We start from the raw sequence: 26,426 nt of genomic DNA on the forward strand, positions 1-26,426 counted from the left end.
GGCACAGGCACAACAGAATCAGGCCTTCAGCGCCTTCTTCGGGTAAATGTCATACCGGCTCGACTTACCCTCCAGGCTATGGCTCGGCTTCGGCCCATCAATGATCGGCGCCTTGCGCGGCCGCTTCACCACCACCCGGTGGCTGGCCAGCGCCAGAGCGGCTTCGAGCAAGGCCGGGGCATCCAGGTCATCACCCACCAAAGGCCGGAACACGCGCATTTCCTTTTTCACCAAGGCGCTCTTGTCCCGGTGCGGGAACATCGGGTCGAGGTAGATCACCTGCGGCGCCTCCCCTTCCCAGCTGCGCATGCGCTCGATGGCGTTGCCAGTCAGCAAGCGCATGCGCCCGACAATCGGCTCCACTTCTTCATCCACACGGGCCCGCGCAAGGCCATCCTCCAGCAACGCGGCAATCAGCGGCTGGCGCTCGATCAGGGTCATCTGGCAGCCCAGGCTGGCCAGCACGAACGCATCCTTGCCAAGACCTGCCGTGGCATCCAGCACCTGCGGCCGCACGCCTTGGGCAATGCCCACGGCCTTGGCGATCATCTGCCCGTTGCCACCGCCAAACTGGCGCCGGTGCGCCGCCTGGCCTTCAACGAAGTCCACCCGCACCGGCCCCGGTGCCTGCGGGCCCAGTTGCTGAATCTGCAAACCCTCGGCGCCCACCTGCACGGCGAAGCCGGCGCTATCGTCCTGTAGCGGCAGGCTTAGACGCTCGGCCCACGCCTTGGCCTGTTCCGCATACTCAGTCGACATCGCTTCGACCCTGATACCCGTGCCTTGCTCTTCCATCGTCCACACCTAAAAAGTCAAACCAAGCCTTAATGAATCGGCAGCCACGGCCGATACAGGCAATATCCCGCTATTCTGCCAGAGCACAACGCGCGCGACTGCCATGTCAGATACTCTTCCCATCGGCTTGACCTATTTGTCGCCTGTCGGCAACTACAGTCAGCACAACACCCAGGCACTCGGGGGCGTCAGCCACCTGTGGCAGGATTTTTTTGCCCGGGCCATGGCCGAACAGCAGGAAGAGCTCGTAGACAGCGTCAGCCAGTCGTTCGTGCAGTATGACCAGGACAGCGGCGAACCCATCGGCGGCGCCCGCGCACTGGCGCTGATCGACGCCCAGCGCGCCTGCCCGGTGCAAGACACCGAGGTGGCACCGCCCGAGCCGCTGTTCCTGCCCAAGGCAGAGCTAGAAGCCAAGCTGCTGCCCCCTGCTCCCGAGCCGTTCAGTGCCCTGGAACTGATCGAGCAGCAGCGTCAGCTGGATATCAGCAACAGCTGGATGCGCCCGGTGGTAATGAGCCAGGGCCAACCGATTGCCGAACCCGGCCCAGGCCCTACCCCGCGCTCATTGTTCCTGCCCATCGCCGAATTCGAAACCGACCTGCTGGACCCGGCGCCCGAACCGTTTGATGACACAACCCTGGCCAAGCAGCAGAACGACCTGGAGTTCGACATCCACTGGGCGCGCCCGGTGGTGCTGAACAACGTGCGCGTTCACGCCTGAAGTCAGCGGCGGAACAGGTCGTTCAGCTGAGCGAACGGCAGTGCCTGCTCCCCATAGCCGAATGTACCCTCATCGCGAATTTCCAGCGCTGCCCGGTGGAACGCCCCCAAGGCGGCGCGAGCCAGCGACGAGCCGACACTGATGCGGCGCACACCCAGGTCCTGCAACTGGTTCACGCTCAGCGGCACGCCTGCCATGCCCATCAACACGTTCACCGGGCGCGGCGCCACGGCCTGCACCACAGCACGAATTTCCTCGACGGTCCGCAGGCCCGGTGCGTAAAGCACATCGGCGCCGGCTTCGGCGTAGGCCTGCAAGCGCTTGATGGTGTCGTCGAGGTCCATGCGCCCGTGCAGCAGGTTTTCTGCCCGGGCGCACAGGGTGAACGGGAACGGCAGGCTACGGGCAGCCTGCACGGCGGCGCGGATGCGCTCCACCGCAAGCCCCACGTCATAGATGGGCAATTCGCTGCGGCCACTGGCATCCTCGATGGAGCCGCCCACCAAGCCCGCTTCAGCGGCACGCAAGATGGTATTGGCGCAATCCTCGGGCAGGTCGCCAAAGCCGTTTTCCAGGTCGGCAGCCACTGGCAAGGGGGTGGCATCGACAATCTCCCCGGCATTGTCCAGGGTGTCCTCCAGGTTCAAGGCACCTTCGGCATCCGGGCGGCCCAGGCTGAAGGCCAGGCCGGCACTGGTCGTGGCCAGCGCCTCGAAGCCCAGGCTGGCCAACAATCTGGCGGAGCCGGCATCCCACGGGTTGGGGATGACGAACGTGCCATTACGTTCATGCAGTGCCTTGAAGGCTTCGGCTCGCAGGGTTTGCACATCCATGAATCAACCTCCGGCAGTCAGGAAAGGTCAGAGTAGCCCCAGTTGTTCGACCTCGGGCGCGCGCGGCAATTCAGGCAAAGAAGCGAGGCCCGGCAGGCGTGCCATCAGGCGTTGATGGAACCGCTGGGCCAGGGCTGCGGCCAGACGATTGTCCGAGGTGTGCAGGAAAATGTAAGGGCTGCGGCCCTCTTCGATCCAGGCGGCGACCTTTTCTACCCAGGGGGTAAGGAAGGCCTCATTAGCCTCCAGCTCAGGGTGGCCAATGAAGCGCACCTGCGGGTGCTGGCTGAAGGCCGCAGGGCGTGGTGGCACCTTGGGCTTCTTGGACTGCGCGTGCAGCACGGCAGCATCGCGCGAAGTGCAACTGAACAACGCACGCGGGTCGAGGCAGATGCGCTCCACCCCGCGCTCGTGCAGCAGGCGGTTGAGCAGGCGTTCTTCGTCACCCTTGGCAAAAAAGGCCTGGTTGCGCACCTCCACCGCCACCGGCACGCCGATTTCATCAAGGAAGTGGCAAAGCTCGCCCAGCCGTGCCGGGCCGAACAGCGCCGGCAATTGCAACCAGTACGGCGATACGCGCTGGCCCAGCGGGGCCATCAGGCGTGTGAAATCGAAGGCAGGCTCAAGCTGATCACGCAAGTCACCCTCGTGGCTGATGTCACGGGGAAACTTGGCGGTGAAACGAAAGTGTTCAGGCATCACCTGCGCCCAGCGGGCAAGGGTGCCGGGGGCGGGGCGTGCGTAGAAGGTGGTGTTGCCCTCGACGGCGTTGAACACCTGGCTGTAAAAGCCAAGCATTTCATTGCTGTTGGCGTCGGCGGGGTACAGGTAGTCACGCCAGGCGTTTTCACTCCACGACGGGCAACCGAGAAAATAAGGCAGTGGTGATGGACTCATCCATCAAATGTACAGGTCGAGCCCCAGTACTTCCATGTCCCAATCGGTGAAACCGGCAGTATTCAGGTAACTGGCCAGTGCGGTGGCTGTGCGGCGGTCACGGGCGCGGGGGAAGATCATGTCCTGCTGGCGGGCGGGCAAGCCACCGCTGCGGCGGCGGGCGGTGGTTTCCTGAGGCGCCGCGGCGTTTTCTTCGATCACCTCGGCGTCATCAATGGCCTCGTCACGCACCGCTGCCTTGCGCGGCGCGCGCTTGATCGGGTAGGACTGCGATGAGAAACCGTCGATACGCATGGCATGAATACTCAGGACCAATGATGGCAATTTAGCAGCATCAGTGTTCCGTCGCTAATGCTTAAGTGATAACTGGACCACAGATCGCGCAGAAGGTTTGGGGGTTACCGTCGATAACCGACGAACAGCATTCAGTGCTTCTTTGGCGTAGCTACATTATCGCGCAGGTAAACCGGTTGCGCCTGCTCGGCGCCGATCGCTTCGCCACGGGCCCAGGCGAAGCTGGCCAGGCTGAGCACGTCCAGAGCGTTGGGCAAGGCACTGGCATTGCTGGCAGCCACCTGCACCGCCAGGCGCTCGGCATAGCCCCAACCGGTGCCGGCGCCATACCACTCGCCATGACTGCCTTCGGGCAGTGCCACCTGCTCGGGCGGCAATACTGCCTCACGGCCGACCAGGCGCATTTCACCGGCTGTGGCCTGGTAACAACCCCAGTACACTTCGTCCATGCGTGCATCGATAGCGGCTGCCACCTGTTGCACGCCCTGCTCGCGCAATGCGCCCTGGGCCAGCGCGGCCAGGTTGGAAACCGGCAGCACCGGGCGCTCCAGGGCGAAGGCCAGGCCCTGTACCACGCCAATGGCAATGCGCACGCCGGTGAAGGCGCCCGGGCCGCGGCCAAAGGCGATGGCATCCAGTTGGTTCAGCGCAACGCCCGACTCGGCCAGCAGCTGCTTGATCATCGGCAGCAGCTTCTGCGCGTGCTGACGTGGGATCACCTCGTAATGGCTGGTTACCTTGCCATCATGCAGCAGCGCAACGGAACAGGCTTCGGTGGCGGTATCCAGGGCCAACAGGGTGGTCATCGAACAGGTATCCAGGTGCGAATGAAAAAGAGCAGCAGTATAGAGCAGCAGCGGCGTTGTGTCCCGAAGGGGCCGCTGTGCGGCCCATCGCCGGCAAGCCAGGCTCCCACAGGTACAGCGCATGGCTTGAGTGCGATGCGGTCGGTGTGGGAGCTGGCTTGCCGGCGATGGGCTGCGCAGCAGCCCCGATTGGCTTAACTGACTGGCATTAGGGCTCGCCCGCTCCCACAGTGATCGTGCCGGCATTCAGATTTTTCGCTCACAGGAACTGCGCGTTCCACAAACGACAACGGCCCGCTAGCGGGCCGTTGTCGATGGGCGTCAGGCGCTGGATCAGCTCAGGGCTGCCAGGACCTTGGCGGTGATGGCTTCAACCGAGCCGACACCTTCGATGTGGCTGTACTTCGGCTTGCCGGCGTTGGCGGCCGACAGCTTCTGGTAGAAGTCCACCAGCGGCTTGGTCTGGCTGTGGTAGACCGACAGGCGATGGCGAACGGTTTCTTCCTTGTCGTCGTCGCGCTGGATCAGGTCTTCGCCAGTCTCGTCGTCCTTGCCTTCCACTTTCGGCGGGTTGTACTGAATGTGGTAGGTGCGGCCCGAGGCCAGGTGCACGCGGCGGCCCGCCATGCGGCCAACGATTTCTTCGTCGTCCACGGCAATTTCGACCACGGCGTCGATGTCGACACCGGCAGCGACCATGGCTTCGGCTTGCGGGATGGTGCGTGGGAACCCGTCGAACAGGCAGCCGTTGGCGCAATCAGGCTGAGCGATGCGCTCCTTGACCAGGCTGATGATCAGCTCGTCGGAGACCAGCTGGCCGGCATCCATGACTTTCTTCAGCTCCAGGCCCAGCGGGGTGCCGGCCTTGACAGCGGCACGCAGCATGTCACCGGTGGAGATCTGTGGAATACCGAACTTTTCGGTGATGAACTTTGCCTGAGTACCTTTACCGGCCCCGGGAGCTCCCAGCAGAATTACGCGCATCTTGTGCTCCTCAAATTTTTTTATGAAATTCAATGGATTCGGCAACCAGGGCCAAGTCCGGAAAATCGGGTATGACCCAAAATCGGTCAGAAGGCTGCTCAAGATACACAGCGCCCGGCAGCCAGACAAGCGTCCCAAAGTTGCAGGAATGCGCCACTTGCGGCTGACCTGGCAGGTGGTTGCGCCCGGCGCAACCACCCTCCCCTTACCCATGCAGGGGCTGCACGGCACACATTCAGGGCAGCCTGCACGCGCCCTCAGCCGGTGTTGCGCAGCCCGGCGGCAATACCCGCCACGGTCACCAGCAAGGCCTGCTCCAACGGGCTGTCCAGAGCGGCTTCGCGGCTGCGCGAGCGGGCCAGCAACTCGGCCTGCAGGCGGTGCAGCGGGTCCAGGTAGGTGTTGCGCAGGCTGATGAATTCCAGCGTTTCGGGGCTGTGCGCCAGTAGCACCGGCTGCCCGGTCAGGCCCAGTACCACCTGGCAGGACTGCGACAATAGGTCGCGCAGGTGCGCACCTAAAGGAAGCAAGTGCGGTTGCACCAGACGTTCGTCGTAGGCCTCGGCAATTTGCGCATCGGCCTTGGCCAGCACCATCTCCAGCATGTCGATACGGGTGCGGAAGAACGGCCACTGTTCGCGCATCTGCGCCAGCAGCTCGCCCCGGCCACGGGCCAGTGCGTTGCTCAACGCCGTTTCCCAGCCCAGCCAGGCCGGCAGCATCAGGCGCGTCTGGGTCCAGCCGAAAATCCACGGGATGGCCCGCAGGCTTTCGATGCCTCCGGCGCGGCGCTTGGCCGGGCGGCTGCCCAGTGGCAGGCGCCCCAACTCTTGCTCTGGCGTCGACTGGCGGAAGTATTCGACAAAGTCGGGATTGTCCCGCACCACGCTGCGGTAAGCCTTGACGCCATCGGCAGCCAGCTGGTCCATCACCTCACGCCAGGCCGGCTGCGGGGGCGGTGGTGGCAACAGCGTGGCTTCGAGCACGGCAGCCAGGTACAGGTTGAGGTTTTGCTCGGCAATGCCCGGCAAGCCGAACTTGAAGCGGATCATCTCGCCCTGCTCGGTGGTGCGGAAACGTCCCGCCACCGATCCCGGCGGCTGCGACAGGATCGCCGCGTGGGCGGGGCCACCGCCGCGCCCTACCGTGCCGCCACGGCCGTGGAACAGCAGCAGCTCAACCTGATGTTCGGCACAAATGCGCACCAGGTTTTCCTGGGCCCGGTACTGCGCCCAGGCCGCCGCCGTGGTGCCAGCGTCCTTGGCCGAGTCGGAGTAGCCAATCATCACTTCCTGCGGGCCGCGCAGCCCGGCGCGGTAGCCTGGCAGGCCAAGCAGTCGCTGCATCACGGGGCCAGCGTTGTCCAGGTCGGCCAGGGTTTCGAACAGCGGTACCACACGCATGGGGCGGGTAAGGCCGGCTTCCTTGAGCAGCAGTTGCACCGCCAGCACATCCGAAGCGGCACCGGCCATGGAAATGACGTAGGAGCCCAGGGAAGCAGCCGGCGCGGCAGCGACTTCCCGGCAGGTTGCCAGCACTTCGGCGGTATCCGCTTGCGGCTTGAAATGCGCAGGTAGCAGGGGCCGACGGTTCTTCAGCTCGGCCTGGAGGAATTCGATGCGCTGCTCTTCATCCCAGTCGGCATAGCGCCCCAGGCCCAGGTAGTCGGTGATCTCGGTCAGTGCGTCTCGGTGACGGGCAGCGTCCTGGCGCACATCCAGGCGGCCCAGGAACAAGCCAAAGGTGACGGCGCGGCGCAGGCAGTCCAGCAGCGGGCCTTCGGCGATCACGCCCATGCCGCATTCGTGCAGCGACTGGTAGCACAACTCCAGCGGTGCGATCAGGTCGCGGTTATCCACCAGCACGTCGGCGCTGGCCGGTTGGCTGCTGGTCAATGCCGAATGCGCCCAGGCACGCGTCGCCCGCAGCCGGTCGCGCAACTGCTTGAGCACGGCGCGGTAGGGCTCGACACTGTCGCCAACCCGTTCGCGCAGGGCCTCGTTGGCCTGCTGCATGGACAGCTCCGCAGCCAGTGCATCGATGTCACGCAGGAACAGGTCGGCGGCCATCCAGCGGGCCAGCAGCAGCACTTCGCGGGTGACGGCTGCGGTCACGTTGGGGTTGCCGTCACGGTCACCGCCCATCCACGAGGCAAAGCGGATTGGCGCGGCTTCAAGCGGCAGGCGAAGGCCGGTGGCCTCCAGCAGCGCCTTGTCGACCTTGCGCAGGTGGCTGGGGATGGCGTGCCAGAGCGAATGCTCGATCACTGCAAAGCCCCACTTGGCTTCGTCTACCGGCGTGGGGCGGGTGCGGCGGATTTCTTCGGTGTGCCAGGCTTCGGCAATCAGCCGGCGCAGGCGTTCGCGTACCTGCTGGCGTTCAGCCGGAGTCAGGTCGCGGTGGTCCTGGGCAGCCAGCTGGCCGGCGATGGCGTCGTACTTCTGAATCAGGGTGCGGCGGGCCACTTCGGTAGGGTGTGCGGTCAGTACCAGCTGGATGTCGAGCTTGGCCAGTTGCCGGGCCAGGGCATCGTTGCCAAGCCCGGCCTGCTTCAGGCGCGCCAGCAACTCGGGCAGCACACGGGCCTCGAAGGGTTCGGGCTGGTCGGCGTCGCGACGGCGGATCAACTGGTACTGCTCGGCCATGTTGGCCAGGTTGAGAAACTGGTTGAAGGCCCTGGCCACGGGCAGCAGGTCTTCTTCGGCCAGGTCCGCCAGGGTCGAGCTCAGTTGCTCGCCGGGGCCACGCCGGTCGGCCTTGGCACTGTGGCGGATGTCCTCGATCTTCTGCAGGAACGCATCACCATGCTGCTGGCGAATGGTTTCGCCGAGCAGCTCACCCAACACATGGACATCTTCACGCAAACGCACATCGATATCGGTCATTGGCCCTCTCTCCGTTGCATCCCTTTCAGGCTCCACGCGATCCCTGTGGGAGCGGGCATGCCCGCGAACACCGGCGCAGCCGGTGCCAGGCACTGTGTTTTGATTCTTCGCGGGCACGCCCGCTCCCACAGGCACTGCATCTGCACTGAAGAGTGCCCCCAGCCGAGCCGCGATGGCAAGCCGTGATCGGCCAAAGCAAACTAAAGTGAAGGCATAGCACTCCCATGCCATGCAGCCTTAGCAGGCGTAACCAGAGGTCATCATGAAAATCCGTGAACTCGCCCAGCACTGGGAACAGAATGCCGCCGGCACCCTCAGCCGCACGGGCCATGTCCTGCACCTTGACCTGGAGTCAGAGGCGCGTCTGGCCGCGCTGATCGACATGTACCCCAAGCGTACCGCCGAGGAATTGCTCGGCGAACTGGTAGCCGCCGCCCTTGAAGAAGTGGAGGCCAGCTTCCCCTATGTGCAGGGCCGTCAGGTCATCGCCACCGATGAAGAAGGCGACCCGCTGTACGAAGATGTAGGGCCTACCCCGCGCTTTCTGTCACTCTCGCGCCAGCACCTGCACAGCCTGAGCAACACCGCTGCCGACAGCGACAAATAACTCCCCGCGCCACCGTTCCGGGCCTGCTGGAGGCCCGGAATACCGCTCCCGCCAGCGAAAGTTCAAGAAAGTCCTCACTGACCAATCAGTCAGAAATAATTGCTCGTGCGGATCACTTTTTTCTGAACCATTCGAAAAACGATCGAGTCGGAGCCAATAGCCATCACGCTAAAACCCTGCACACCTGCCCTTGTGCACCGTTCAGCTGAAGCGCACGGATTTGTCAGGGAATGAGCGATGGACTGCTACGGACATCGTCGTAATCAGGAGTGATCCAATGGAGCTGACCACCATGAAAACCCGCACTAGCAAACTGTCATCCACTCACGTGCGCGGGTTCAAGCTGGCCGCGCTGGCCCTGGGCAGTAGCCTGGTCCTGGCCGGCTGTGCGGGCAACCCGCCTACCGAGCAGTATGCCGTTACCCAGTCCGCCGTGAACGCCGCCGTCAGCGCTGGCGGTACCGAGTTCGCCGCCGTTGAGATGAAAGCGGCCCAGGACAAGTTCAAGCAGGCCGAAATCGCCATGCACGACAAAAAGTATGACGAAGCCAAACTGCTGGCCCAGCAAGCCGAGTGGGACGCACGCCTCGCCGAACGCAAGGCCCAGGCGGCCAAGGCCCAGAAGGCCGTGCAGGACGCCCGCCAGGGTGTCCAGGACGTACGTGAGGAAGGCCTGCGCAGCGCTCAGTGAGCCCTGCCCCGCCAACCTTAGCCTTCGCACACGATCAAAGGATGAACACTATGCGCAATTACGTCATGATTCCCGCCCTGCTGGCCCTGAGCGTCGGCCTTGCTGCCTGCTCGCACGACCCTAACGCCAACCTGGAGGCGGCCCGCACCAACTTCTCCTCGCTGCAGAGCGACCCGCAATCGAGCAAGGTGGCGGCGCTGGAGACCAAGGACGCCCAGGACTGGCTGAACAAGGCTGACAAGGCCTACATGGACCGGGAAGACCAGAAGAAGGTCGACCAGCTCGCCTACCTGACCAACCAGCGTGTCGAGGTGGCCAAGCAGACCATCGCCCTGCGTACCGCCGAAGGCGAGCTGAAAAACGCCGCGGCGCAACGCGCCCAGGCCAAGCTGGACGCCCGCGACGCACAGATTGCCAAGCTGCAGGACAGCCTCAACGCCAAGCAGACCGACCGCGGTACGCTGGTCACCTTCGGTGACGTGCTGTTCGACTTCAACAAGGCCGAACTCAAGAGCAACGCCTACCCGAACATCACCAAGCTGGCCCAGTTCCTTCAGGAAAACCCTGAGCGCAAGGTGATTGTCGAGGGCTACACCGACAGCGTCGGCTCGGCCAACTACAACCAGAGCCTGTCCGAACGCCGCGCCGGTTCCGTGCGCATGGCGCTGGTGCGTGCCGGCGTAGACCCTGCGCGCATCGTCGCCCAGGGTTACGGCAAGGAGTACCCGGTCGCGGACAACGGCAGCAACTCGGGCCGTGCGCAAAACCGCCGGGTGGAGGTGACCATCTCCAACGACAACCAGCCAGTTGCGCCACGTTCGGTGAGCCAGGTTCAGCAGTAAGGCTGGCTAACCCCGACCCCGCCCTTGTGGCGGGGTTTTTCTTACGTTCCAATCGACAGAAGCACCTTTAAAAGCACTTTATGAAGCACTAGAATTTCCAGCATCGCCAACCACACTCATGGGTTGAAACAACTATGACCTACCCGGTTCTTGCCGATCTGGCAGCATCCATCACAGACCTGAAGAAAGACCCCATGGGCACTATCCGCGAAGCTGCTGGTGAAACGGTGGTCATCCTCAATCGGAACGAGCCCGCATTCTATGCGGTTCCGCCCGAACGCTATGAAGCGATGATGGAGTTGATCGACGACATGCAGTTGGCAGAGCTTGTTCGTCAGCGGCGTGGTGGGCCCACCGTCAGAGTGGATATCGATGAGCTCATCGCCGAAGCCGAAGGAAGCCAAAAGCTACGACCTTGAATTTGATGTGCGGGCAAGGAAGGAATTTCAAAAGCTCGATGGCGTATTGCAGGTTCATTTCGCCAAAAAACTAAAAGAGCGGTTGGTTCAGCCGAAGGTGGAGAAGGACAAACTTTCCGGCATGGCGGACTGCTACAAGATAAAGCTGAGGTCGGCTGGTTATCGCTTGGTTTATCGGGTTGTCGATCAGCGCGTGGTGGTGATCGTCATCGCGGTAGGCAAGCGAGAGCGAGGCGATATTTATGATGCTGCCCGCTTACGCCTGGAGTGACCTGAAGGATTTTCATGGCCTGTGCCGGCCCTTTCGCGGCTAAAGCCGCTCCCACAGGGACCGCGCAGGCTATAGAGAGGCTGGCTCACTGCACCTGCTGCGGTGTTTCCTCGCCCATGCAGCGCACGGCACGCTTGCGGTTGTCCACCAGTACGCCGGTCAGGCCTTTCTGCTGAGTGTCGAACAGCACCAGCACGCCATCGACGCACTGGGCCACTTGCGGCGCCGGGTCCAGCGATACCTTGTAATCCTCGCCCGGGATGGTCTTGAGCATGGTGAAGTCCTGCAACAACAGGGCATCCTCGGGTTTGGCGAAATGCAGGTAACCGTAGTACCACAAGGCCCCCACCGTCACGATGATGCTGCCGACGCCGGTCAGGATCAGCGGGATGGCGTTGCGTTCTTCACTCATTGCTTGTTCTTCTCGTCAGGGTAATTGGGCACTTCGGCCAGGCGCCGAAGGCCGTTGAAATGGCTGGGGTCGTCAAGAAAACGCAGCATCACCTGGCGCCAGGTAGGGTCGGCGAAGGTCTGCACATGGCCGCCTCGGGTCAGTTGCAGTACCCGTGGGGGCGGCGCGTGCTGGTACAGGCGGATGCCGTTGTCCATCGGCACCAGGTTGTCGTCGATGCTGTGGAAGAACAGCTTGGGCGGGCTGCTCAACTGCTCGATCGAGCGGATTGCACTGTCGCCGTCCGGCACCAGCCACGACAGCGGCACCTGCAACGGCCAGGTCATCCATGACGTGCTGAGGGCATAGCGCCCCACCCCACGGTAACTGGCCGGTACGCCATCGAACACCAAGGCGCTGAAGCGCTGGCGCTGCTCGGGGTGGGCCGCCAGGTAGTGGATTGCCATGGCGCCGCCAAGGCTTTGCCCCAGCAGCACCAACGGCTTGCCCTTGACCTCGGGTGCCTGGTCCAGCCAGGCCATGGCCGCCGCGATGTCTTCATACACCTCAGGCAGGGTCGGCGTGCCCTGCGACAGGCCATAGCCGCGGTAATCGATCATCAGCACCTGGTAGCCCTGCTCCGGCAGCCAATAGCTACCCCCCAGGTGCCCAGGCAGGTTGCCGCCGTTACCGTGCAAATGCAGTACCGTGCCCTTCAGCTCGACACCCGCCTTGGCCGGCAACCACCAGCCGTGCAGGCGCAGGCCGTCTGACGTGACAAGGGTGACATCGCGGTAGTCGAGTTTGGCCCGTTCGGGGGTGAATGCCTGGCCACGCTCGGGATAGAACAGCAGGCTGCTGCAGCCGCCAAGGCCCAGCAGGACCAGGCCAAGCGCCAGCAGGCGGCAGCACTCAGAGAATGTTCGCGTAGTCGGCTTCAATACGGTCCAGGCTCAGGTGGTTGAGGAAGTTGGAGAAGCACATCCAGGCCGACAGTGCGTTAAGGTCGCGGAACTGTTCGGGCAGGTACTTGGGCGGCTCGACCAGCCCCTCCTCCACCAGCTGGCGCAAGGTACGCATGTCTTCCAGCGTGGTTTTGCCACAGAACAGCAACGGGATCTGTTCGAGCTTGCCCTTCTTCACGGCCAACTGAATGTAGTTGTAAACCATGATGAAGCCCTTGAGGTAGGACAAGTCCTTGGTGAATGGCAGGCCATTGGGCACCGAGCCGCGGAACACCCGGCTGGCGTTGCTGTAGCTCTGCGCCATCTCGAAGCCTTGCTCGCGGAAGAAATTGAACACCTGGAGGAAATCGGCGCCCTCCTCGACCATGTGGATGGCGCGGGTGCGGTTGGTAAGCTTGCGCAGGCGGCTGGGGTAGGAAGCAAAGGCGATGACCTCCATGAGAATCGCCAGGCCTTCCTGGGTTACCGTCGACGAGGGCGGGCCCTTGGCCAGGAAGGTGCAGATCGGCTGGTTCAGGCCGTTGAGCGTGGTGCCCACATGGACCAGCCCTTCGTGCACTTCCAGGGCACGCACATCGCGGCTGTTGAACATGGCATCGGCGCGCACCTTGATGTAGTCGGCGCCAGCGGCGGCATCGGCCACGATCCCGTCAGATTCGAATACCCGAATGGTCTCCTCGGCTTCACCGAACACCTTGTTCAGCCGGCGCTGGAGGATATCCACGGCCTCCTTGGCGGTGAGGTTTTTCGGTTCGTCCTTGAGATCGCCACGGCCATCGATGTTGTTCAGGTAATCCGAGAGCATGAGGCCGAGGTCGGCCAAGGTCGGGTCACCGGCGTGGAAGGCATCGGAGGCGGCGCCGTACAATTCCTGAGAGATGAGGCCGAAGTCCTCGGTGCCACGCGCTTCGAGCATGCGCACCACCATGCGGTATTCGCGGCACATGCGCTTCATGATCTGCCCGACCGGGTTGAACTGGCCAAGCTGGCGAATGATGTCGCGCTCGATGGCCTGGAACTCGGCCTTGACCGCGCCGGAGTCGAACGCCAGCGGGCGCGACTGGTAATAGGCGCGGTCGACGGCCGGCGGCTCCTTGCCCTTGGCCTTGAGGAAACCCTGGCGAATGTTGTCGTCCCACTTCACCGCGTCCAGCACCCGGATGGGGGTTTGCGCCGCGACGATGCGGTCGGACAGGGCGCGGATGGTTTGCTGGTATTCGTCCACCGGGGACTCCTTTTGAGTACAAGAAACCTGTACCGGCCTCATCGCCGGCAAGCCAGCTCCCACAAGTACACCACAGGGCTCAAAAGCAGTGATATACCTGTGGGAGCTGGCTTGCCGGCGATGGCGCCGACACGGTCATTTGCCGGACCGCTGGAACCGCGCCACTTCAACGAACAGGTCGGAGTTGGCCGGGTCATCGAGGTACGCCAGCACCCGCGCCGACGGGCTATCGATCAGCACACCGTCGCCGTTGTCTTCCGGCACCTCGGTGCCACGCCCGGTCAACTCCTTCTTGTCCACCGCCTGCTGCACCTGCTCGACGTCCAGGTTGTACACCACCAGTTCCTTGCCATCGACGATATCGAAACCGCCAATCAGGAAGTTGCCACCCAGGCGCTTGGGCACGCCGGCCGACAGGTACCAGCGGTTGCCGTGGCGGGAAACGGTGAATACATATTCCTCGGGCTTCTTGCCCTTGGCCGTGGCAACGGCCTTGTAGGCATCTGCACCGCTGCGGCTGATGGTCAGCTTCAACGGCTCGCCCCAGGCGTCCTTGCTGCTCCACTTGCCCAACAGGGCCTTGGGCGCCGCCTGGTTACTCGGCAACGGCTCATGGAAGGTCACCAGACAACCGCCCAGCAGCAGGAATGACAAAGTCAACAGCACCACACGCCAGGCTTTCATCAGGTTCTCCTTGAAAAGTCGGTCTCGGCTCAGGCCGACGCCAGCACCAGCTGCAGGTATCGGGTAAGCATAGCGAGCATCTGCCCATCGGCTTGCGCATTCGCATCCTTGAGCAGGCCCTGATATTCCATCTGCTCGATAATCGCCGTCAACATTTGGGCGTCCTGTTCCGGTTGCCGCGAACCCACCACCTGCAGCAATTGCCGGGTACCGTGCAACAGGATCTGCTCATGGGCACGCACCAGCTCGGCCAGCCGTGGGCACAGCAATGCCTCCTGACGGAAGGCCTGTTCGGCCATCAGGAAGTCGCGCCGGGTCAACAGTTGCCGCTGTACATAGTCGGCCGTCATGCGGGCCACATCGTCAGCCAGCCGCGCCCGTGCCTGCGGGCTGCCGTCACCCTGGGCCAGCAACTGGCGCAAGACGACCTCGGTGTTGGCCCACAGCTTGGCCATGTAGGCCGCGCTGCGCTCGACGTACTGGGCGAAGGTGTCGGTGAGCAGGTCTTCGATGTCCTTGAAGTAGTAGGTGGTGGCCGACAGCGGCACACCGGCCTCGGCGGCCACGGCACGGTGGCGCACACCGCGCACGCCATCGCGCACGACGATGCGCATGGCGGCATCGAGGATCAGCTGGCGGCGCTGCTCGCTGCCTTGGCGGGCAGTCTTGCGGCCTTGGTATTGCACGCTTTCGGCGACGGCGGTGGCGATGCCGGCGGCGCCCTGGTCAGGCATGGCGGGTGTCACGGGGATACCTCATGGATATGGGGTGTCAGTGCCGGCCTCTTCGCGGGCAAGCCCGCTCCCACAGGGACCCCACAACATTCAGGACCTGTGCAAGACCTGTGGGAGCGGGCTTGCCCGCGAAGAGGCCGGCACTGACAACATAAAGCTTCAGGCAAGAAAAAGCCGCCTCGAAAGGCGGCTTGTTCAATTCACTCAGGCCTGCGGACGCATGTGCGGGAACAGGATCACGTCGCGGATCGACGGCGAGTTGGTCAGCAGCATCACCAAACGGTCGATGCCGATGCCTTCACCGGCGGTCGGCGGCATGCCGTACTCCAGGGCACGCACGAAGTCGGCGTCGTAGTGCATGGCTTCGTCGTCACCGGCGTCCTTCTCGGCCACCTGGGCCAGGAAGCGCTCGGCCTGGTCTTCGGCATCGTTGAGCTCGGAGTAGGCGTTGGCGATTTCGCGGCCACCGATGAACAGCTCGAAGCGGTCGGTAACGGCCGGGTTGTCGTCGTTACGGCGGGCCAGCGGCGACACTTCGAACGGGTACTCGGTAATGAAGTGCGGCTGCTCCAGCTTGTGCTCGACCAGCTCTTCGAAAATCATCACCTGCAGCTTGCCCAGGCCTTCGTGGCCCAGCACCTTGGCACCGGCCTTCTTGGCGATGTCGCGGGCGCGGTCAACGTCCTGCAGGTCGGCAGCGGTCAGCTCCGGGTTGTACTTGAGGATCGAGTCGAACACCGACAGGCGGGCGAACGGCTCGCCGAAGTGGAACACCTTGTCGCCGTACGGCACGTCGGTGCTGCCCAGTACCAGCAGCGCCAGTTCGCGGAACAGTTCCTCGGTGAGGTCCATGTTGTCGCGGTAGTCGGCGTAGGCCTGGTAGAACTCAAGCATGGTGAATTCTGGGTTGTGACGGGTCGAAACGCCTTCGTTACGGAAGTTGCGGTTGATCTCGAACACCTTCTCGAAGCCACCCACGACCAGGCGCTTGAGGTACAGCTCCGGCGCGATACGCAGGAACATGGCCATGTCCAGGGCGTTGTGGTGGGTTTCGAACGGCTTGGCCGCGGCACCACCCGGGATGGTCTGCAGCATCGGGGTTTCCACTTCGAGGAAGTCACGCTCGATGAGGAACTTGCGGATGTGCGAAATCACCTGCGAACGCACACGGAAGGTGTGGCGGGTTTCTTCGTTGACCATCAGGTCGACGTAACGCTGGCGGTAGCGCTGCTCGGTGTCGGTGAGGCCGTGGTGCTTGTCGGGCAGCGGGCGCAGCGACTTGGTCAGCAGGCGCACGCTGGTCATTTCGACGTACAGGTCGCCCTTGCCGGAGCGGGCCAGGGTGCCTTCGGCGCTGATGATGTCGCCCAGGTCCCAGGTTTTGACGGCGGCCAGGGTTTCTTCTGGCAGGGTTTTGCGGTTGACGTAGACCTGGATGCGACCGGTCATGTCCTGGATCACCATGAACGAACCACGGTTGAGCATGATACGGCCGGCTACCTTGACCGGGATCGCGGCTGCTTCCAGCTCTTCCTTGGTCTTGTCCGCGTACTGCTTCTGCAGGTCGTTGCAGTAGCTGTCGCGACGGAAGTCGTTGGGGAAGGCGTTGCCCTTGGCACGCTCGGCGGCAAGTTTTTCCTTGCGCAGGGCGATCAGGGCGTTTTCTTCCTGTTGCAGGTCTTGCGATTCGGTCTTGAGGTCGCTCATGTCGTCATTCTTTCCATCAGGTATTCGTTGCCCTTTTCGGGCAGGGCACGCGATACCGGCGGGTAGCCAGGTATCGCGGCAGTGGTGTGCGGCTTACAGCCCTTGCTTGAGGCTCGCTTCCAGGTACTGGTCGAGGTCGCCGTCCAGCACCTTCTGGCAATCGCTACGCTCGACGCCGGTACGCAAGTCCTTGATGCGCGAGTCATCCAGCACGTACGAGCGGATCTGGTGGCCCCAGCCGATGTCCGACTTGCTGTCTTCCAGCGCCTGCGAGGCGGCGTTGCGCTTCTGCATTTCCAGTTCGTACAACTTGGCCCGCAGCATTTTCATGGCGGTGTCCTTGTTGGCGTGCTGGGAACGTTCGTTCTGGCAGGCCACCACGGTGTTGGTCGGCACGTGGGTGATACGGACGGCCGAGTCGGTGGTGTTCACGTGCTGACCACCGGCACCGGAGGAGCGGTAGGTGTCGATGCGCAGGTCGGACGGGTTGATCTCGATCTCGACCTTGTCGTCGATTTCGGGCGACACGAACACTGCCGAGAACGAGGTGTGACGACGGGCACCGGAGTCGAACGGGCTCTTGCGCACCAGACGGTGCACGCCGATTTCAGTCCGCAGCCAGCCGAAGGCGTATTCACCCTTGATGTGCACGGTCGCGCCTTTGATACCGGCGACTTCGCCTTCGGACAGCTCGATGATGGTGGCGTCGAAACCACGCTTGTCGGCCCAGCGCAGGTACATGCGCAGCAGGATGTTGGCCCAGTCCTGCGCTTCGGTACCACCGGAACCGGCCTGGATGTCCAGGTAGGCGTTGTTCATGTCCATCTCGCCGCTGAACATGCGACGGAACTCAAGCTGGGCCAGGTTTTCTTCCAGGCCTTCCAGCTCGGTCACGACGTCGCTGACGGCGCCTTCGTCATTTTCCTCGACGGCCATGTCGAGCAGGTCCTGGCAGTCGCCCAGGCCGTTGGACAGCTTGTCCAGGGTCTCGACAACCTGCGCCAGCATGGCACGCTCACGGCCCAGGGCCTGGGCGTACTCGGGCTTGTTCCAGACGTTGGGGTCTTCCAGCTCGCGGTTGACTTCGATCAGGCGGTCATGCTTGTGATCGTAGTCAAAGATACCCCCGAATGGACTGGGAACGCTCGGTGAGGTCCTTGATGGTGTTCAGGATCGGTTGGATTTCCATGGGCGGGCAGCTCTCGTGCGAATTCGGTGAAAAGCCCGCGAGTATAACCCAGTCTTGAGCACGGCGGCAGGCCCGCCGGGCGGCGCGGTTTCCGAGTGGGTTCCACTACCGGCAAGCAGGTTCATCGCGTTTGGTCTCGGACCAGAAATGAACACCTCGGGCTGACAACACAGCGAGATTCCCAAAGAGCGGCCTGATGAAATGCGGTACGGGACCACCTGTCATTTTTGCCAGTTGTCCCATCACACATAACCTAGTCGAATAGACCCGCACACACTTGGTGAAGCGTAGGGACTCCCTACAAACGCTCAATGCATGAGGCAAGCCATGAGTAAAACCGCAAAAACGTCGGGCAAGTCGGCTGCACCCAAAAAGCCAAACCAACAAGCGATAGCAAACACTCTCTTTAAAATCTTGCAGAACGGGATCACCACCGGAAATGCACGCTGCACGCCGGTCAAACCGCTTGATGAGTTCCACTTCAAAGAAGAGGATCAAACTACGACGCCGCACCAGATCAACATCCAGCGCCTCACCGACAACACACTCCATTACACCTACACATACCCTGGCATCGAATGCGAGGACCCGGACCGGCTGATTGAAGTCTTGGCAATGTTTGAGTTTGGCGATAACTTCGACCCTTGGCACCTCACAAGAGATGAGCAAAAGCTGACAGGAAGCGTGCCATTGTTCATCAAGCCCAAGCCCGGCGACACAATCAAGGGGCGCGCTCAGTTCGTAGCCATTCTGAAAAACCCAGGCGAAAACGTTATCATCGGTACCCGAGAGCACGATATATTGGTAACTGCGGAGCCAGGCAATACCAAAATTTAGTCGCTGTACCTGTGGCACGGGATTGCAGAATACGCTGAAAATCAATTGCACTCTCAATCCGAACTTTTTACTGCGCTCACCGCGTATTCAATCACCGAATGCGGATAAAGCCGCGCCCGGCAATGCGACTGCTGGCCTCATCGCCAGCCGAACTCAGTCCAGTGAAGTCAAACAGGTAACTTTAACGCGCAAACGCACAGGGAGCACCTGTCTTTTTTGTCAGTTGCACCGGTAATTCGAAATCGGTGAAATACAACATACGAACCTGAAAGCAGTAATACGCCACCCCTGAATCAACGCCCCGGAGATGCAACATGAGCAACAATCCCAAAAAAATCACCTCACGCAGCTGCCGCCCCCTGTAGAAGAAGTCAAATACAGCCTCTCATTTTCTAACGAACAGTCAGAAGCCCCTAAAGACATTGAAAACGCAGGCATACAATCACCCTACGGTAACGAAAAACTAAAACCCGGCAAAAGCCCAACATTGAACCTGCAACTACCCCACGAATACGTTTACGCAGTCTTCAAATACCCAGGCCATTCAGCGGTACCAAACCTTAAGTCCTGCTACGTAACCATCTACTCCAGGACCAACAACAGAACATCCTTTCAGGAATTTAGAGTTGGATTAGGGTCGAGTGCCGAGCCCGGCGAATTTGGGCTCAAACTAGTAGATGGGCACTTTGGCACCGAGGCAACGCCTGCCTATAAATTAGTCTACGAGTTCAACGATGGTCGCAAAGAAGAACACGAGAAGGTATCCGAGACATACAAGGTAGTCCGCTAACTCGAAACACCGTAGGCAGCAGAGGTAGAGGCACTGGTTTGCCTCTGCCTTTTGACTATCAATCAGCTGACGCCCACTTGATTGCGGCCATTATTCTTCGCCAGGTACAACCCCTTGTCCGCAGCCGAAATCAGTTGCCGGCAATGGCTGCCAACGCTGGGCGTCTGGGTCGCCAGGCCAATGCTCACGGTCAGCCGCGAATCAGCATGGGGCGCGCTGTGCGGGATGTTCAGCCCAAGCACCGTCTGACGAAGCTTTTCCGCCACCAGGCGAGCGCCACCTGGCGAGGTATTGGGTAACACCAGGGCGAATTCTTCGCCACCGTAACGCGCTGGCAGGTCAGTAGGACGCGAACAGGAGCCTCGAATGGCCTCGGCGACCTGACGCAGTGCCTCATCACCGGCCAGGTGACCGAAGCTGTCGTTATAGGCCTTGAAGTAATCGACGTCGATCATCAGCAACGACAGCTGCTGCTGTTCACGCATCGCTCGGCGCCATTCCAGCTCCAGGTACTCGTCGAAATGGCGGCGGTTGGACAACCCGGTCAGGCCATCGGAGTTCATCAGCCGCTGCAACATCAGGTTGGAATCAAGCAGCTGCTGCTGGCTGACGCGCAGGGCGCGGTAAGCCTCGTCGCGCTGCAACAGGGTGAGGTAGGAGCGCGAGTGGTAACGAATGCGCGCCACCAGTTCGATGGTGTCCGGCAACTTGACCAGGTAATCGTTGGCACCGGCGGCAAAGGCCGCGCTCTTGACCAGCGGGTCTTCCTTGGTCGACAGAACGATGATCGGGATGTCCTGGGTCGCCGGGTTATTACGGTACTCGCGCACCAGGGTCAAGCCGTCCAGGCCAGGCATGATCAGGTCCTGGAGGATAACCGTGGGTTTGATGCGCATGGCCTGGGCCACCGCCTGATGCGGGTCGGCGCAGAAGTGGAAGTCGATGTTGTCTTCATTGGCCAGGCCACGCCGCACCGCTTCGCCGATCATGGCCTGGTCATCGACCAGCAGCACCATCGCCGAGTTTTCGTTGGGGGTCGCGAAACCTTCGATCGGTAAATCATTCATACCTGTTCACCCGATCACGACCGGTCTGGCGGCGTGATTCAATACATTTCGTCATTTTGCGAAAAATTCCATCAAGCGCCCGGCGATGCGTTCCAGCGGGCGGATTTCTACGGCGGCATCGATGGCCGCAGCGGCCTTGGGCATGCCGTACACCGCACTGCTGGCCTGGTCCTGGGCAATGGTCAGAAAACCTTGCTGGCGCATCAGTTTCAGGCCTTGGGCGCCGTCGCGCCCCATGCCGGTAAGCAGCACACCCACCGCATCGCCATTCCAGTAACGTGCCACGCTCTCGAAGAACACATCGATCGAGGGCCGGTAGATTTCATTGACAGGTTCGGCAGTGTAGGCCAGTTGGCCGTTCTGTAGCAGCCGAATGTGGTGGTTGGTACCGGCCAGCAACACCTGCCCGGGCTGCGGCGGTTCGCCTTCACGGGCCAGGCGCACCGGCAGGCCCGCTGCGCTGCTGAGCCATTCGGCCATGCCGGCGGCAAACACCTGGTCCACATGCTGAACCAGCACGATGGCCGCCGGAAACGCGGCCGGCAAGCCCTTGAGCAATACTTCAAGCGCTGCCGGGCCGCCCGCCGACGAGCCGATCGCCACCAGCCCGCGACGTTGGGAAGCCTCGCGCAGCGGTGTAGCCACCGGCCTTGCTGCCGGGGCTCGCTGCTGGCCGACCAGCCAGCCGATATTGAGAATTTTGCGCAGCAGTGGTGCGGCCGCTTCACGGGCATCACCAGCCCCCAGCGCCGGCGTATCGACCACGTCGAGGGCGCCATGGCCCATGGCCTCGAACACCCGATGCACGTTCTGCTTGCGGTCGACCGTAACGATGACGATGGCGCACGGGGTTTCGGCCATGATCCGCCGAGTGGCCTCCACGCCGTCCATCACCGGCATGATCAGGTCCATGAGGATCAGGTCCGGCAGTTGCTCGGCGCAGCGTTGCACCGCTTCGGCGCCATTGCTGGCTACCCACACCACCTGATGCGCAGGCTCCAGGGCAACTGCCCGGCGCAGCGCCTCGACGGCCATGGGCATGTCATTGACGATGGCGATCTTCATCCCTGAGCACCTCCGATCAGCTCCACCACAGCATCCAGCAACGCATCGTCGTGGAAACTGGCCTTTGCCAAATAGTAGTCGGCGCCGGCATCCAGGCCACGCCGTCGGTCTTCCTCACGGTCTTTATAGGACACCACCATCACGGGCAGCGATTGCAGGCGCTGATCGCGGCGCACCAGGGTCACCAGTTCGATACCGTCCATGCGCGGCATGTCGATGTCGGTGATCAGCAGGTCGAAGTCCTCGCCGCGCAGGGCGTTCCAGCCGTCCATGCCATCTACCGCCACCGCCACGTCGTAGCCACGGTTGCCCAGCAGCTTGCGCTGCAGCTCGCGCACGGTCAGCGAGTCATCGACTACCAGCACCCGCTTGCGGGTCACGCCACGAACGCCACTGCTGCCGCGCTCGATGCGCTCCAGGCTGCCGGTGCTGAGCAGTTTTTCCACCGAACGCAGCAAGTCTTCGACATCGACGATCAGTACCACCGAACCATCATCCAGCAAGGCGCCGGAGGAAATGTCCTGCACCTTGCCCAACCGTGGGTCGAGAGGCATCACCACCAACACACGCTCGCCCACCAGCCGCTCCACGGCCACGCCGTACAGTTGCTCGCGCTCACGGATTACCACCACCCGCAGGCTGGCTTCGTCACTGTGCCCGGCTGGACGGTTGAGCAACTGGCTGGCCGCCACCAGGCCAATGTGCCGGCCTTCGTGCCAGAAGTGCTGACGGCCTTCGATCTGAACAATCTGTTCCGCGGTCACTTCCAGCGTGCGTTCGATGTGGGCCAGCGGGAAGGCGTAGGCTTCACCGCCCACCTCGACCACCAGGCTACGCACCACCGACAGGGTCAGCGGCACCTGCAAGTGGAAGCGACAGCCCTGCCCCGCCACCTGCGTCAGCTCGATCGAGCCGCGCAGTTCGCGAACCATGTGCTGCACCGCATCCAGCCCCACGCCGCGCCCGGACACTTCGGTGACCTTGTCACGCAAGCTGAAACCGGGCAGGAACAGGAACGTCAGCAGCTCCGCATCGCTCATCCGCGCCACCGTGTCGGCAGGTGACAGGGCGCGTTCGACGATGCTGCTGCGCAGGCGCTCCAGGTCGATACCGGCGCCATCGTCGATCAACTCCAGGCTTAGCATGCCGGCCTGGTGCGAAGCGCGCAGGCGGATCACGCCCTCGTCTGGCTTGCCCGCCAGCAGCCGCCTTTCTGGCAGCTCGATACCGTGGTCGACGGCATTGCGTAACAGGTGGGTCAGGGGCGCTTCGAGCTTTTCCAGCACGTCGCGGTCGACCTGGGTCTTCTCGCCGTCCACCACCAGTCGCACCGGTTTGCCCAGCGAGCGCCCAAGGTCACGCACCATACGGCTTTGCCCGGTCAACACGTCGGCGAACGGGCGCATCCGGCAGGCCAGGGCGGTGTCGTAGAGCAACTGCGCACGCTGGCTGGCCTGCCAGCCGAACTCGTCCAGGTCGGCCGCCTGCTGCTGCAAGATCTGCTGGGTTTCCGCCAGCAACCGCTGGGTTTGCGCCAGGGCTTCGAGCACCTCGTTGCTTTGGCCACTGTCCTCCAGTTGCATGCGCAGGCCGTCGAGCGCCTGCATGCCCTGGCCGTGCATGCGTTTGAGGCGCTGCAAGGTGGCCAGGTACGGCTTGAGCCGCTGGGTTTCCACGAGCGACTTGCTGGACAGGTCGAGCAGGCTGTTAAGACGGTCGGCGGTGACACGCAGTACCCGCTCGGCCCCTTCGCCAACGCGCTTGCCGGGCTTGCGCCGCAGGACAGGCTCGGGCTCCGGCTCGGGTTCAGCCAGGTCGACTGGCACTACCAGCGGTTCAGACGGCAAGGTTGCCACCTGCGGTTCCGCTTGCAGCGGCGCCGCAGGCACGGTCGCAGCGCCTGGGTCGAGCAAGCTGGCCATTTGCGCAAGAAATACCGGCAAGGTCGCCTGCGCCACGGCATCGCCTGGTGTGGCGATGCGCATCAGCAAGTCGGTCCCCTGCAACAGTGCGTCGATGTGCTCGGCGCTCAACCGCAAGCGGCCCTCCTGGGCGGCTACCAGGCAATCTTCCATGACGTGGGCGACACTCACGCCGGCATCCACCCCGACGATACGCGCGGCCCCCTTCAACGAATGGGCGGCGCGCATGCAGGCCTCAAGCTGGTCGGCCTGGGTGGGGTTGCGCTCCAGCGCCATCAGGCCGGCGCTGAGCACCTGGGTTTGCGCCTCGGCCTCCAGGCTGAACAGTTCGAGCAACGATGCATCGCGCATTTGCTCTGGGGTCATGACAGGCTCCGCTGCACGGCAGACAGTAAGTGTTGATCGTCCAGCACTCGCACGCTACGGCCGCGCCACTGCAGCACTGCGGCAGTGAAGCGCGTGGCGTCCTGGCCACTGCCCAGCAGCAGCGGGTCGAGCCGGTGAATACCGTCGATTTCCTCTACGGCCATCACCACAGGGCCACCTTCGGCAGCCAGAATCAGCATGCGTGGCATCGCCCTGCCGCTACGTTGTTCGGCGGTGCCGGCTTGTACGCCCAGCAAATCGGCCAGTGACAGGCACGGCACCAGTGCACCGCGAACATTGGCAACCCCTTGCAACACCCGCGAGCGCTGGTGCGGCAGCGAATGCACAGCCTGCAACGGGGCGATTTCGGCCAGGCTGGCGGTGGCCAGTGCCAACCACTCTTCGCCCAGACGGAACAACAGCATGGAGCGGCCGGTGTTTTCTTCGACCGGCTGCGCCGCCGCGACCTGGTGGTCCTGCATCAGTGCGTAGCGGTCAAGCAGGCGTGTGGCCGCTGCCGCATACACGTCGCAATTGCGACAGTGAACATGACGCGCCAACAGTGGGCATTGCTTGTCGCCGTGCACACCAATGCGGTTCCAGCAATCGTCGATGTGCGCGTCGTCTTCGGCGAGTAGCTGCATCGCAGTGTCACCCTTCATCGTTCAGGCTCCCGGCCAACCCGCGCTGCACGCTCCTGCAGGCGTCGGGCACCGGCCTGGTCGCCCTGGGCCGCCAGCAAGGCCGCCAGGTGTACCAGCGCCTCAGGGTGTTGCGGCTCAAGGTACAGCGCCTTGCGGTAGTGGGTCAGTGCCTGTTGCGCATCGCCGTCGGTATCACTGAGCAACCCCAGCCAGTAGTAAACCTGTGCCGAGGGCGCGTACTGGCCCAGGTAGCGCTGGCATTCGGCACGCGCCTGTTCGCTGGCGCCAGCATTGGCAAGCCGGGCGATACTGGCCAGCAGTTCGTTTGCGTCCTCGCGTTTGGGTTCGCGGGCCAGCGCGGGCTTAGCGACCGCCGGTACTGCCCGTAACGGACGCGGCAATGGTGCGACGGGGGGTGGATAACCCGCCGGGGCCTGCGGTAGCACGGTACGCCGTGCAGGTTGTGCCGGGGCAACGGCCTGTGGGGCGCTACTGCCTTCCTGGCGCACGTAGGCGAACGATTGGGCAATGCCCAGCGGGCGCATCCCCATCCGCGCCAGCAAGCTGCCTTCGGCCGGGCCGATGAACAATACACCCTGGGGATGCAGCAGACGCTTGAGCACTTCGAACACACGCTGCTGGGTCGCCACGTCAAAGTAGATCAACAGGTTGCGGCAGAACACGAAGTCGTACAGGCCATCGCGGGTGGCCAACGCCGGGTCGAGCACATTGCCCACTTGCAGGCTCACTTGCTGCTGCACCCGCTCATGCAGGCGATGGCCTTCGTCGAGGGCGTCGAAGTAGCGCTCGCGAAAGCCCAGGTCGCTGCCCCGGAAGGCGTTGCGCCCGTATACGGCCTGCCCGGCCTTGGCCACCGAATTGGGGCTGATGTCCATGCCGTCGATCAGGAACGCCCCCGGCGCGATGCCGGCGTCGAGCAGGGCCATGGCCAGCGAATAGGGCTCCTCGCCTGTCGAGCATGGCAGGCTGAGCAGGCGCAGTGGCCGTGCCCCGGCCAACTCGGCCAGGCGCTTGTGTGCCAGGCTGGCCAGGGCTGTGAAGGATTCCGGGTAGCGGAAGAACCAGGTTTCCGGGACGATCACCGCTTCGATCAACGCCTGTTGCTCATCGGCCGACTGCTGCAGGCGCAGCCAGTAATCATCCAGGTCGATAGCGTTCATGGCCACGCAACGCTGGCGCAGCGCGCGCTCGACCATGGGCGCACCCACCGATTCGACGTCCAGGCCAATGCGCTCGCGCAAGAAGCGGAAGAAACGTTCGTTCATGTCGGCATCCCTGTCGGCTCGACCGTGTACAGCAGTTGGTGCACGGCATCAGGCAACAGATCGTTGACCTCGATGCGTTGCAGCAGGCCTTGGTCATCCTGGCGTACCGGCCCCAGGTAAGGGGCTTCGCCGCTGTCCACACCATAGGGCTGGAACTCGTCGGGGCGGCAGCGCAACGTCTCGGTGGCCTGCTCCAGGATCAGACCCAGTTGCAGGCCACCCCGATAATGCACCAACACCAGACGGGTACTGGTGCGGTGCGCCGCAGGCTGGCCAAAACTCAGCGCAGCAAGGTCGATCACCGGTACCAGTTGCCCACGATGGGAAAGGATCCCCGCGACCCAGCCTGGCGCCTGGGCTATCGGTTTCAGCGGCTGGCGCGGCAACACCTCGATGACCTCGTGCACGCTCAGGGCAAAACGCTGTTCCCCGATACGAAACTGCAGGTACAGCGCCCCTTTGGCGTTGTCCGCCCGTGCGGCGTGCGGTTGCAAGTCGTTCATCGC

27 protein-coding genes are annotated in these 26,426 nt (G+C 62.9%); 7 read left to right on the forward strand and 20 right to left on the reverse strand.

Translation table 11 applies throughout. From position 1 onward, the window contains the following. Positions 1 to 18: 18 nt before the first annotated feature. Entirely contained in the window at positions 19 to 795 is a 777-nt protein-coding gene (locus tag A0O30_RS13315) for a class I SAM-dependent methyltransferase (protein ID WP_105946825.1), read from the reverse strand. 103 nt (positions 796 to 898) lie between these two features. Here A0O30_RS13315 and A0O30_RS13320 point away from each other — a divergent pair, with 103 nt between their 5' ends. Continuing rightward, positions 899 to 1,519 carry an energy transducer TonB gene (locus A0O30_RS13320; RefSeq protein WP_105946826.1) on the forward strand — a complete coding sequence of 207 codons (621 nt, stop codon included), beginning with the start codon at positions 899 to 901 and terminating at the stop codon, positions 1,517 to 1,519. A gap of 2 nt (positions 1,520 to 1,521) precedes the next feature. Here A0O30_RS13320 and A0O30_RS13325 read toward each other — a convergent pair whose 3' ends face one another. The 6 genes from A0O30_RS13325 to ppc form a co-directional block, all read right to left on the reverse strand. Continuing rightward, entirely contained in the window at positions 1,522 to 2,352 is an 831-nt protein-coding gene (locus A0O30_RS13325; protein ID WP_105946827.1) for an oxaloacetate decarboxylase, read from the reverse strand. A 27-nt stretch (positions 2,353 to 2,379) separates the two neighbouring features. Then, positions 2,380 to 3,249, reverse strand: coding sequence for a DUF72 domain-containing protein (locus A0O30_RS13330; protein WP_105946828.1), 870 nt, complete (start codon positions 3,247 to 3,249; stop codon positions 2,380 to 2,382). A 3-nt stretch (positions 3,250 to 3,252) separates the two neighbouring features. After that, on the reverse strand, positions 3,253 to 3,543 hold the full coding sequence (locus A0O30_RS13335) for a hypothetical protein (RefSeq protein ID WP_105946829.1): 291 nt from the start codon (positions 3,541 to 3,543) through the stop codon (positions 3,253 to 3,255). Positions 3,544 to 3,674: 131 nt separating this feature from the next. Further along, positions 3,675 to 4,349 (reverse strand): tRNA (adenosine(37)-N6)-threonylcarbamoyltransferase complex dimerization subunit type 1 TsaB, encoded by a 675-nt coding sequence (gene tsaB / locus A0O30_RS13340; protein WP_105946830.1) that lies wholly within the window; start codon positions 4,347 to 4,349, stop codon positions 3,675 to 3,677. A 333-nt stretch (positions 4,350 to 4,682) separates the two neighbouring features. Then, positions 4,683 to 5,333 (reverse strand): adenylate kinase, encoded by a 651-nt coding sequence (adk, locus tag A0O30_RS13345; protein ID WP_016712963.1) that lies wholly within the window; start codon positions 5,331 to 5,333, stop codon positions 4,683 to 4,685. A 257-nt stretch (positions 5,334 to 5,590) separates the two neighbouring features. Next, positions 5,591 to 8,218: a phosphoenolpyruvate carboxylase gene (gene ppc / locus A0O30_RS13350; protein WP_105946831.1), complete on the reverse strand. Its 2,628-nt coding sequence runs from the start codon at positions 8,216 to 8,218 to the stop codon at positions 5,591 to 5,593. A 262-nt stretch (positions 8,219 to 8,480) separates the two neighbouring features. Between ppc and A0O30_RS13355 the strand changes: the two genes are divergently transcribed. The 5 genes from A0O30_RS13355 (at position 8,481) to A0O30_RS13375 (ending at position 11,048) form a co-directional block, all read left to right on the forward strand. Continuing rightward, complete coding sequence (locus A0O30_RS13355) at positions 8,481 to 8,825, forward strand: pilin assembly protein (protein ID WP_105946832.1); 345 nt, start codon at positions 8,481 to 8,483, stop codon at positions 8,823 to 8,825. Between the two features lie 277 nt (positions 8,826 to 9,102). Further along, the gene (locus A0O30_RS13360) at positions 9,103 to 9,516 is read left to right on the forward strand and encodes a DUF4398 domain-containing protein (RefSeq protein ID WP_016712966.1); all 414 of its coding nucleotides are present in this window, start codon (positions 9,103 to 9,105) and stop codon (positions 9,514 to 9,516) included. Between the two features lie 50 nt (positions 9,517 to 9,566). Next, positions 9,567 to 10,358, forward strand: a complete 792-nt coding sequence (locus A0O30_RS13365; protein WP_105946833.1) for an OmpA family protein — start codon at positions 9,567 to 9,569, stop codon at positions 10,356 to 10,358. A 134-nt stretch (positions 10,359 to 10,492) separates the two neighbouring features. Next, positions 10,493 to 10,777 carry a type II toxin-antitoxin system Phd/YefM family antitoxin gene (locus tag A0O30_RS13370; RefSeq protein ID WP_105946834.1) on the forward strand — a complete coding sequence of 95 codons (285 nt, stop codon included), beginning with the start codon at positions 10,493 to 10,495 and terminating at the stop codon, positions 10,775 to 10,777. Next, positions 10,731 to 11,048, forward strand: a complete 318-nt coding sequence (locus A0O30_RS13375) for a type II toxin-antitoxin system RelE/ParE family toxin (protein WP_105946835.1) — start codon at positions 10,731 to 10,733, stop codon at positions 11,046 to 11,048. The genes A0O30_RS13370 and A0O30_RS13375 overlap by 47 nt, the downstream gene beginning before the upstream one ends. A gap of 85 nt (positions 11,049 to 11,133) precedes the next feature. Here A0O30_RS13375 and A0O30_RS13380 read toward each other — a convergent pair whose 3' ends face one another. The 7 genes from A0O30_RS13380 to prfB all read right to left on the reverse strand — a co-directional run bounded on the left by A0O30_RS13380 (position 11,134) and on the right by prfB (position 17,943). After that, positions 11,134 to 11,460, reverse strand: coding sequence for a hypothetical protein (locus A0O30_RS13380; protein ID WP_003252219.1), 327 nt, complete (start codon positions 11,458 to 11,460; stop codon positions 11,134 to 11,136). Beyond that, positions 11,457 to 12,380 carry an alpha/beta hydrolase gene (locus A0O30_RS13385; protein ID WP_105946836.1) on the reverse strand — a complete coding sequence of 308 codons (924 nt, stop codon included), beginning with the start codon at positions 12,378 to 12,380 and terminating at the stop codon, positions 11,457 to 11,459. Before A0O30_RS13385 ends, A0O30_RS13380 begins: the two co-directional genes overlap by 4 nt. Continuing rightward, positions 12,352 to 13,671 carry a flavohemoglobin expression-modulating QEGLA motif protein gene (locus A0O30_RS13390; RefSeq protein WP_177410278.1) on the reverse strand — a complete coding sequence of 440 codons (1,320 nt, stop codon included), beginning with the start codon at positions 13,669 to 13,671 and terminating at the stop codon, positions 12,352 to 12,354. Before A0O30_RS13390 ends, A0O30_RS13385 begins: the two co-directional genes overlap by 29 nt. 93 nt (positions 13,672 to 13,764) lie before the next feature. Continuing rightward, positions 13,765 to 14,313, reverse strand: coding sequence for a hypothetical protein (locus tag A0O30_RS13395; protein ID WP_105946837.1), 549 nt, complete (start codon positions 14,311 to 14,313; stop codon positions 13,765 to 13,767). Positions 14,314 to 14,342: 29 nt separating this feature from the next. After that, positions 14,343 to 15,047, reverse strand: a complete 705-nt coding sequence (locus A0O30_RS13400; RefSeq protein WP_016712971.1) for a TetR/AcrR family transcriptional regulator — start codon at positions 15,045 to 15,047, stop codon at positions 14,343 to 14,345. Positions 15,048 to 15,251: 204 nt separating this feature from the next. Then, entirely contained in the window at positions 15,252 to 16,754 is a 1,503-nt protein-coding gene (gene lysS, locus A0O30_RS13405; protein ID WP_105946838.1) for a lysine--tRNA ligase, read from the reverse strand. Positions 16,755 to 16,847: 93 nt separating this feature from the next. After that, a protein-coding gene (gene prfB, locus A0O30_RS13410) for a peptide chain release factor 2 (protein ID WP_097083287.1) occupies positions 16,848 to 17,943 on the reverse strand; the annotation gives its coding sequence in 2 pieces (ribosomal slippage) (positions 16,848 to 17,870 and positions 17,872 to 17,943; 1,095 coding nt in all). A gap of 327 nt (positions 17,944 to 18,270) precedes the next feature. Between prfB and A0O30_RS13415 the strand changes: the two genes are divergently transcribed. Further along, positions 18,271 to 18,780, forward strand: coding sequence for a hypothetical protein (locus A0O30_RS13415; RefSeq protein ID WP_105946839.1), 510 nt, complete (start codon positions 18,271 to 18,273; stop codon positions 18,778 to 18,780). An 852-nt stretch (positions 18,781 to 19,632) separates the two neighbouring features. Here A0O30_RS13415 and wspR read toward each other — a convergent pair. Genes wspR through A0O30_RS13445 form a run of 6 tightly spaced genes read right to left on the reverse strand, consistent with a single transcriptional unit; the run spans position 19,633 to position 26,423 of the window. Then, positions 19,633 to 20,637 carry a Wsp signal transduction system regulator diguanylate cyclase WspR gene (wspR, locus tag A0O30_RS13420; RefSeq protein ID WP_105946840.1) on the reverse strand — a complete coding sequence of 335 codons (1,005 nt, stop codon included), beginning with the start codon at positions 20,635 to 20,637 and terminating at the stop codon, positions 19,633 to 19,635. A 51-nt stretch (positions 20,638 to 20,688) separates the two neighbouring features. Continuing rightward, positions 20,689 to 21,702 (reverse strand): Wsp signal transduction system protein-glutamate methylesterase WspF, encoded by a 1,014-nt coding sequence (gene wspF, locus A0O30_RS13425; protein WP_105946841.1) that lies wholly within the window; start codon positions 21,700 to 21,702, stop codon positions 20,689 to 20,691. Beyond that, positions 21,699 to 23,990: a hybrid sensor histidine kinase/response regulator gene (locus A0O30_RS13430; RefSeq protein ID WP_105946842.1), complete on the reverse strand. Its 2,292-nt coding sequence runs from the start codon at positions 23,988 to 23,990 to the stop codon at positions 21,699 to 21,701. Before A0O30_RS13430 ends, wspF begins: the two co-directional genes overlap by 4 nt. Next, positions 23,987 to 24,652: a chemotaxis protein CheW gene (locus tag A0O30_RS13435; RefSeq protein ID WP_105946843.1), complete on the reverse strand. Its 666-nt coding sequence runs from the start codon at positions 24,650 to 24,652 to the stop codon at positions 23,987 to 23,989. Before A0O30_RS13435 ends, A0O30_RS13430 begins: the two co-directional genes overlap by 4 nt. Continuing rightward, on the reverse strand, positions 24,649 to 25,920 hold the full coding sequence (locus tag A0O30_RS13440) for a protein-glutamate O-methyltransferase CheR (RefSeq protein WP_105946844.1): 1,272 nt from the start codon (positions 25,918 to 25,920) through the stop codon (positions 24,649 to 24,651). Before A0O30_RS13440 ends, A0O30_RS13435 begins: the two co-directional genes overlap by 4 nt. Then, positions 25,917 to 26,423 (reverse strand): chemotaxis protein CheW, encoded by a 507-nt coding sequence (locus A0O30_RS13445; protein ID WP_105946845.1) that lies wholly within the window; start codon positions 26,421 to 26,423, stop codon positions 25,917 to 25,919. The genes A0O30_RS13440 and A0O30_RS13445 overlap by 4 nt, the downstream gene beginning before the upstream one ends. Positions 26,424 to 26,426: the final 3 nt, after the last annotated feature.

This window comes from Pseudomonas sp. LLC-1 (assembly GCF_002992185.1).
GTDB lineage: Bacteria > Pseudomonadota > Gammaproteobacteria > Pseudomonadales > Pseudomonadaceae > Aquipseudomonas > Aquipseudomonas monteilii.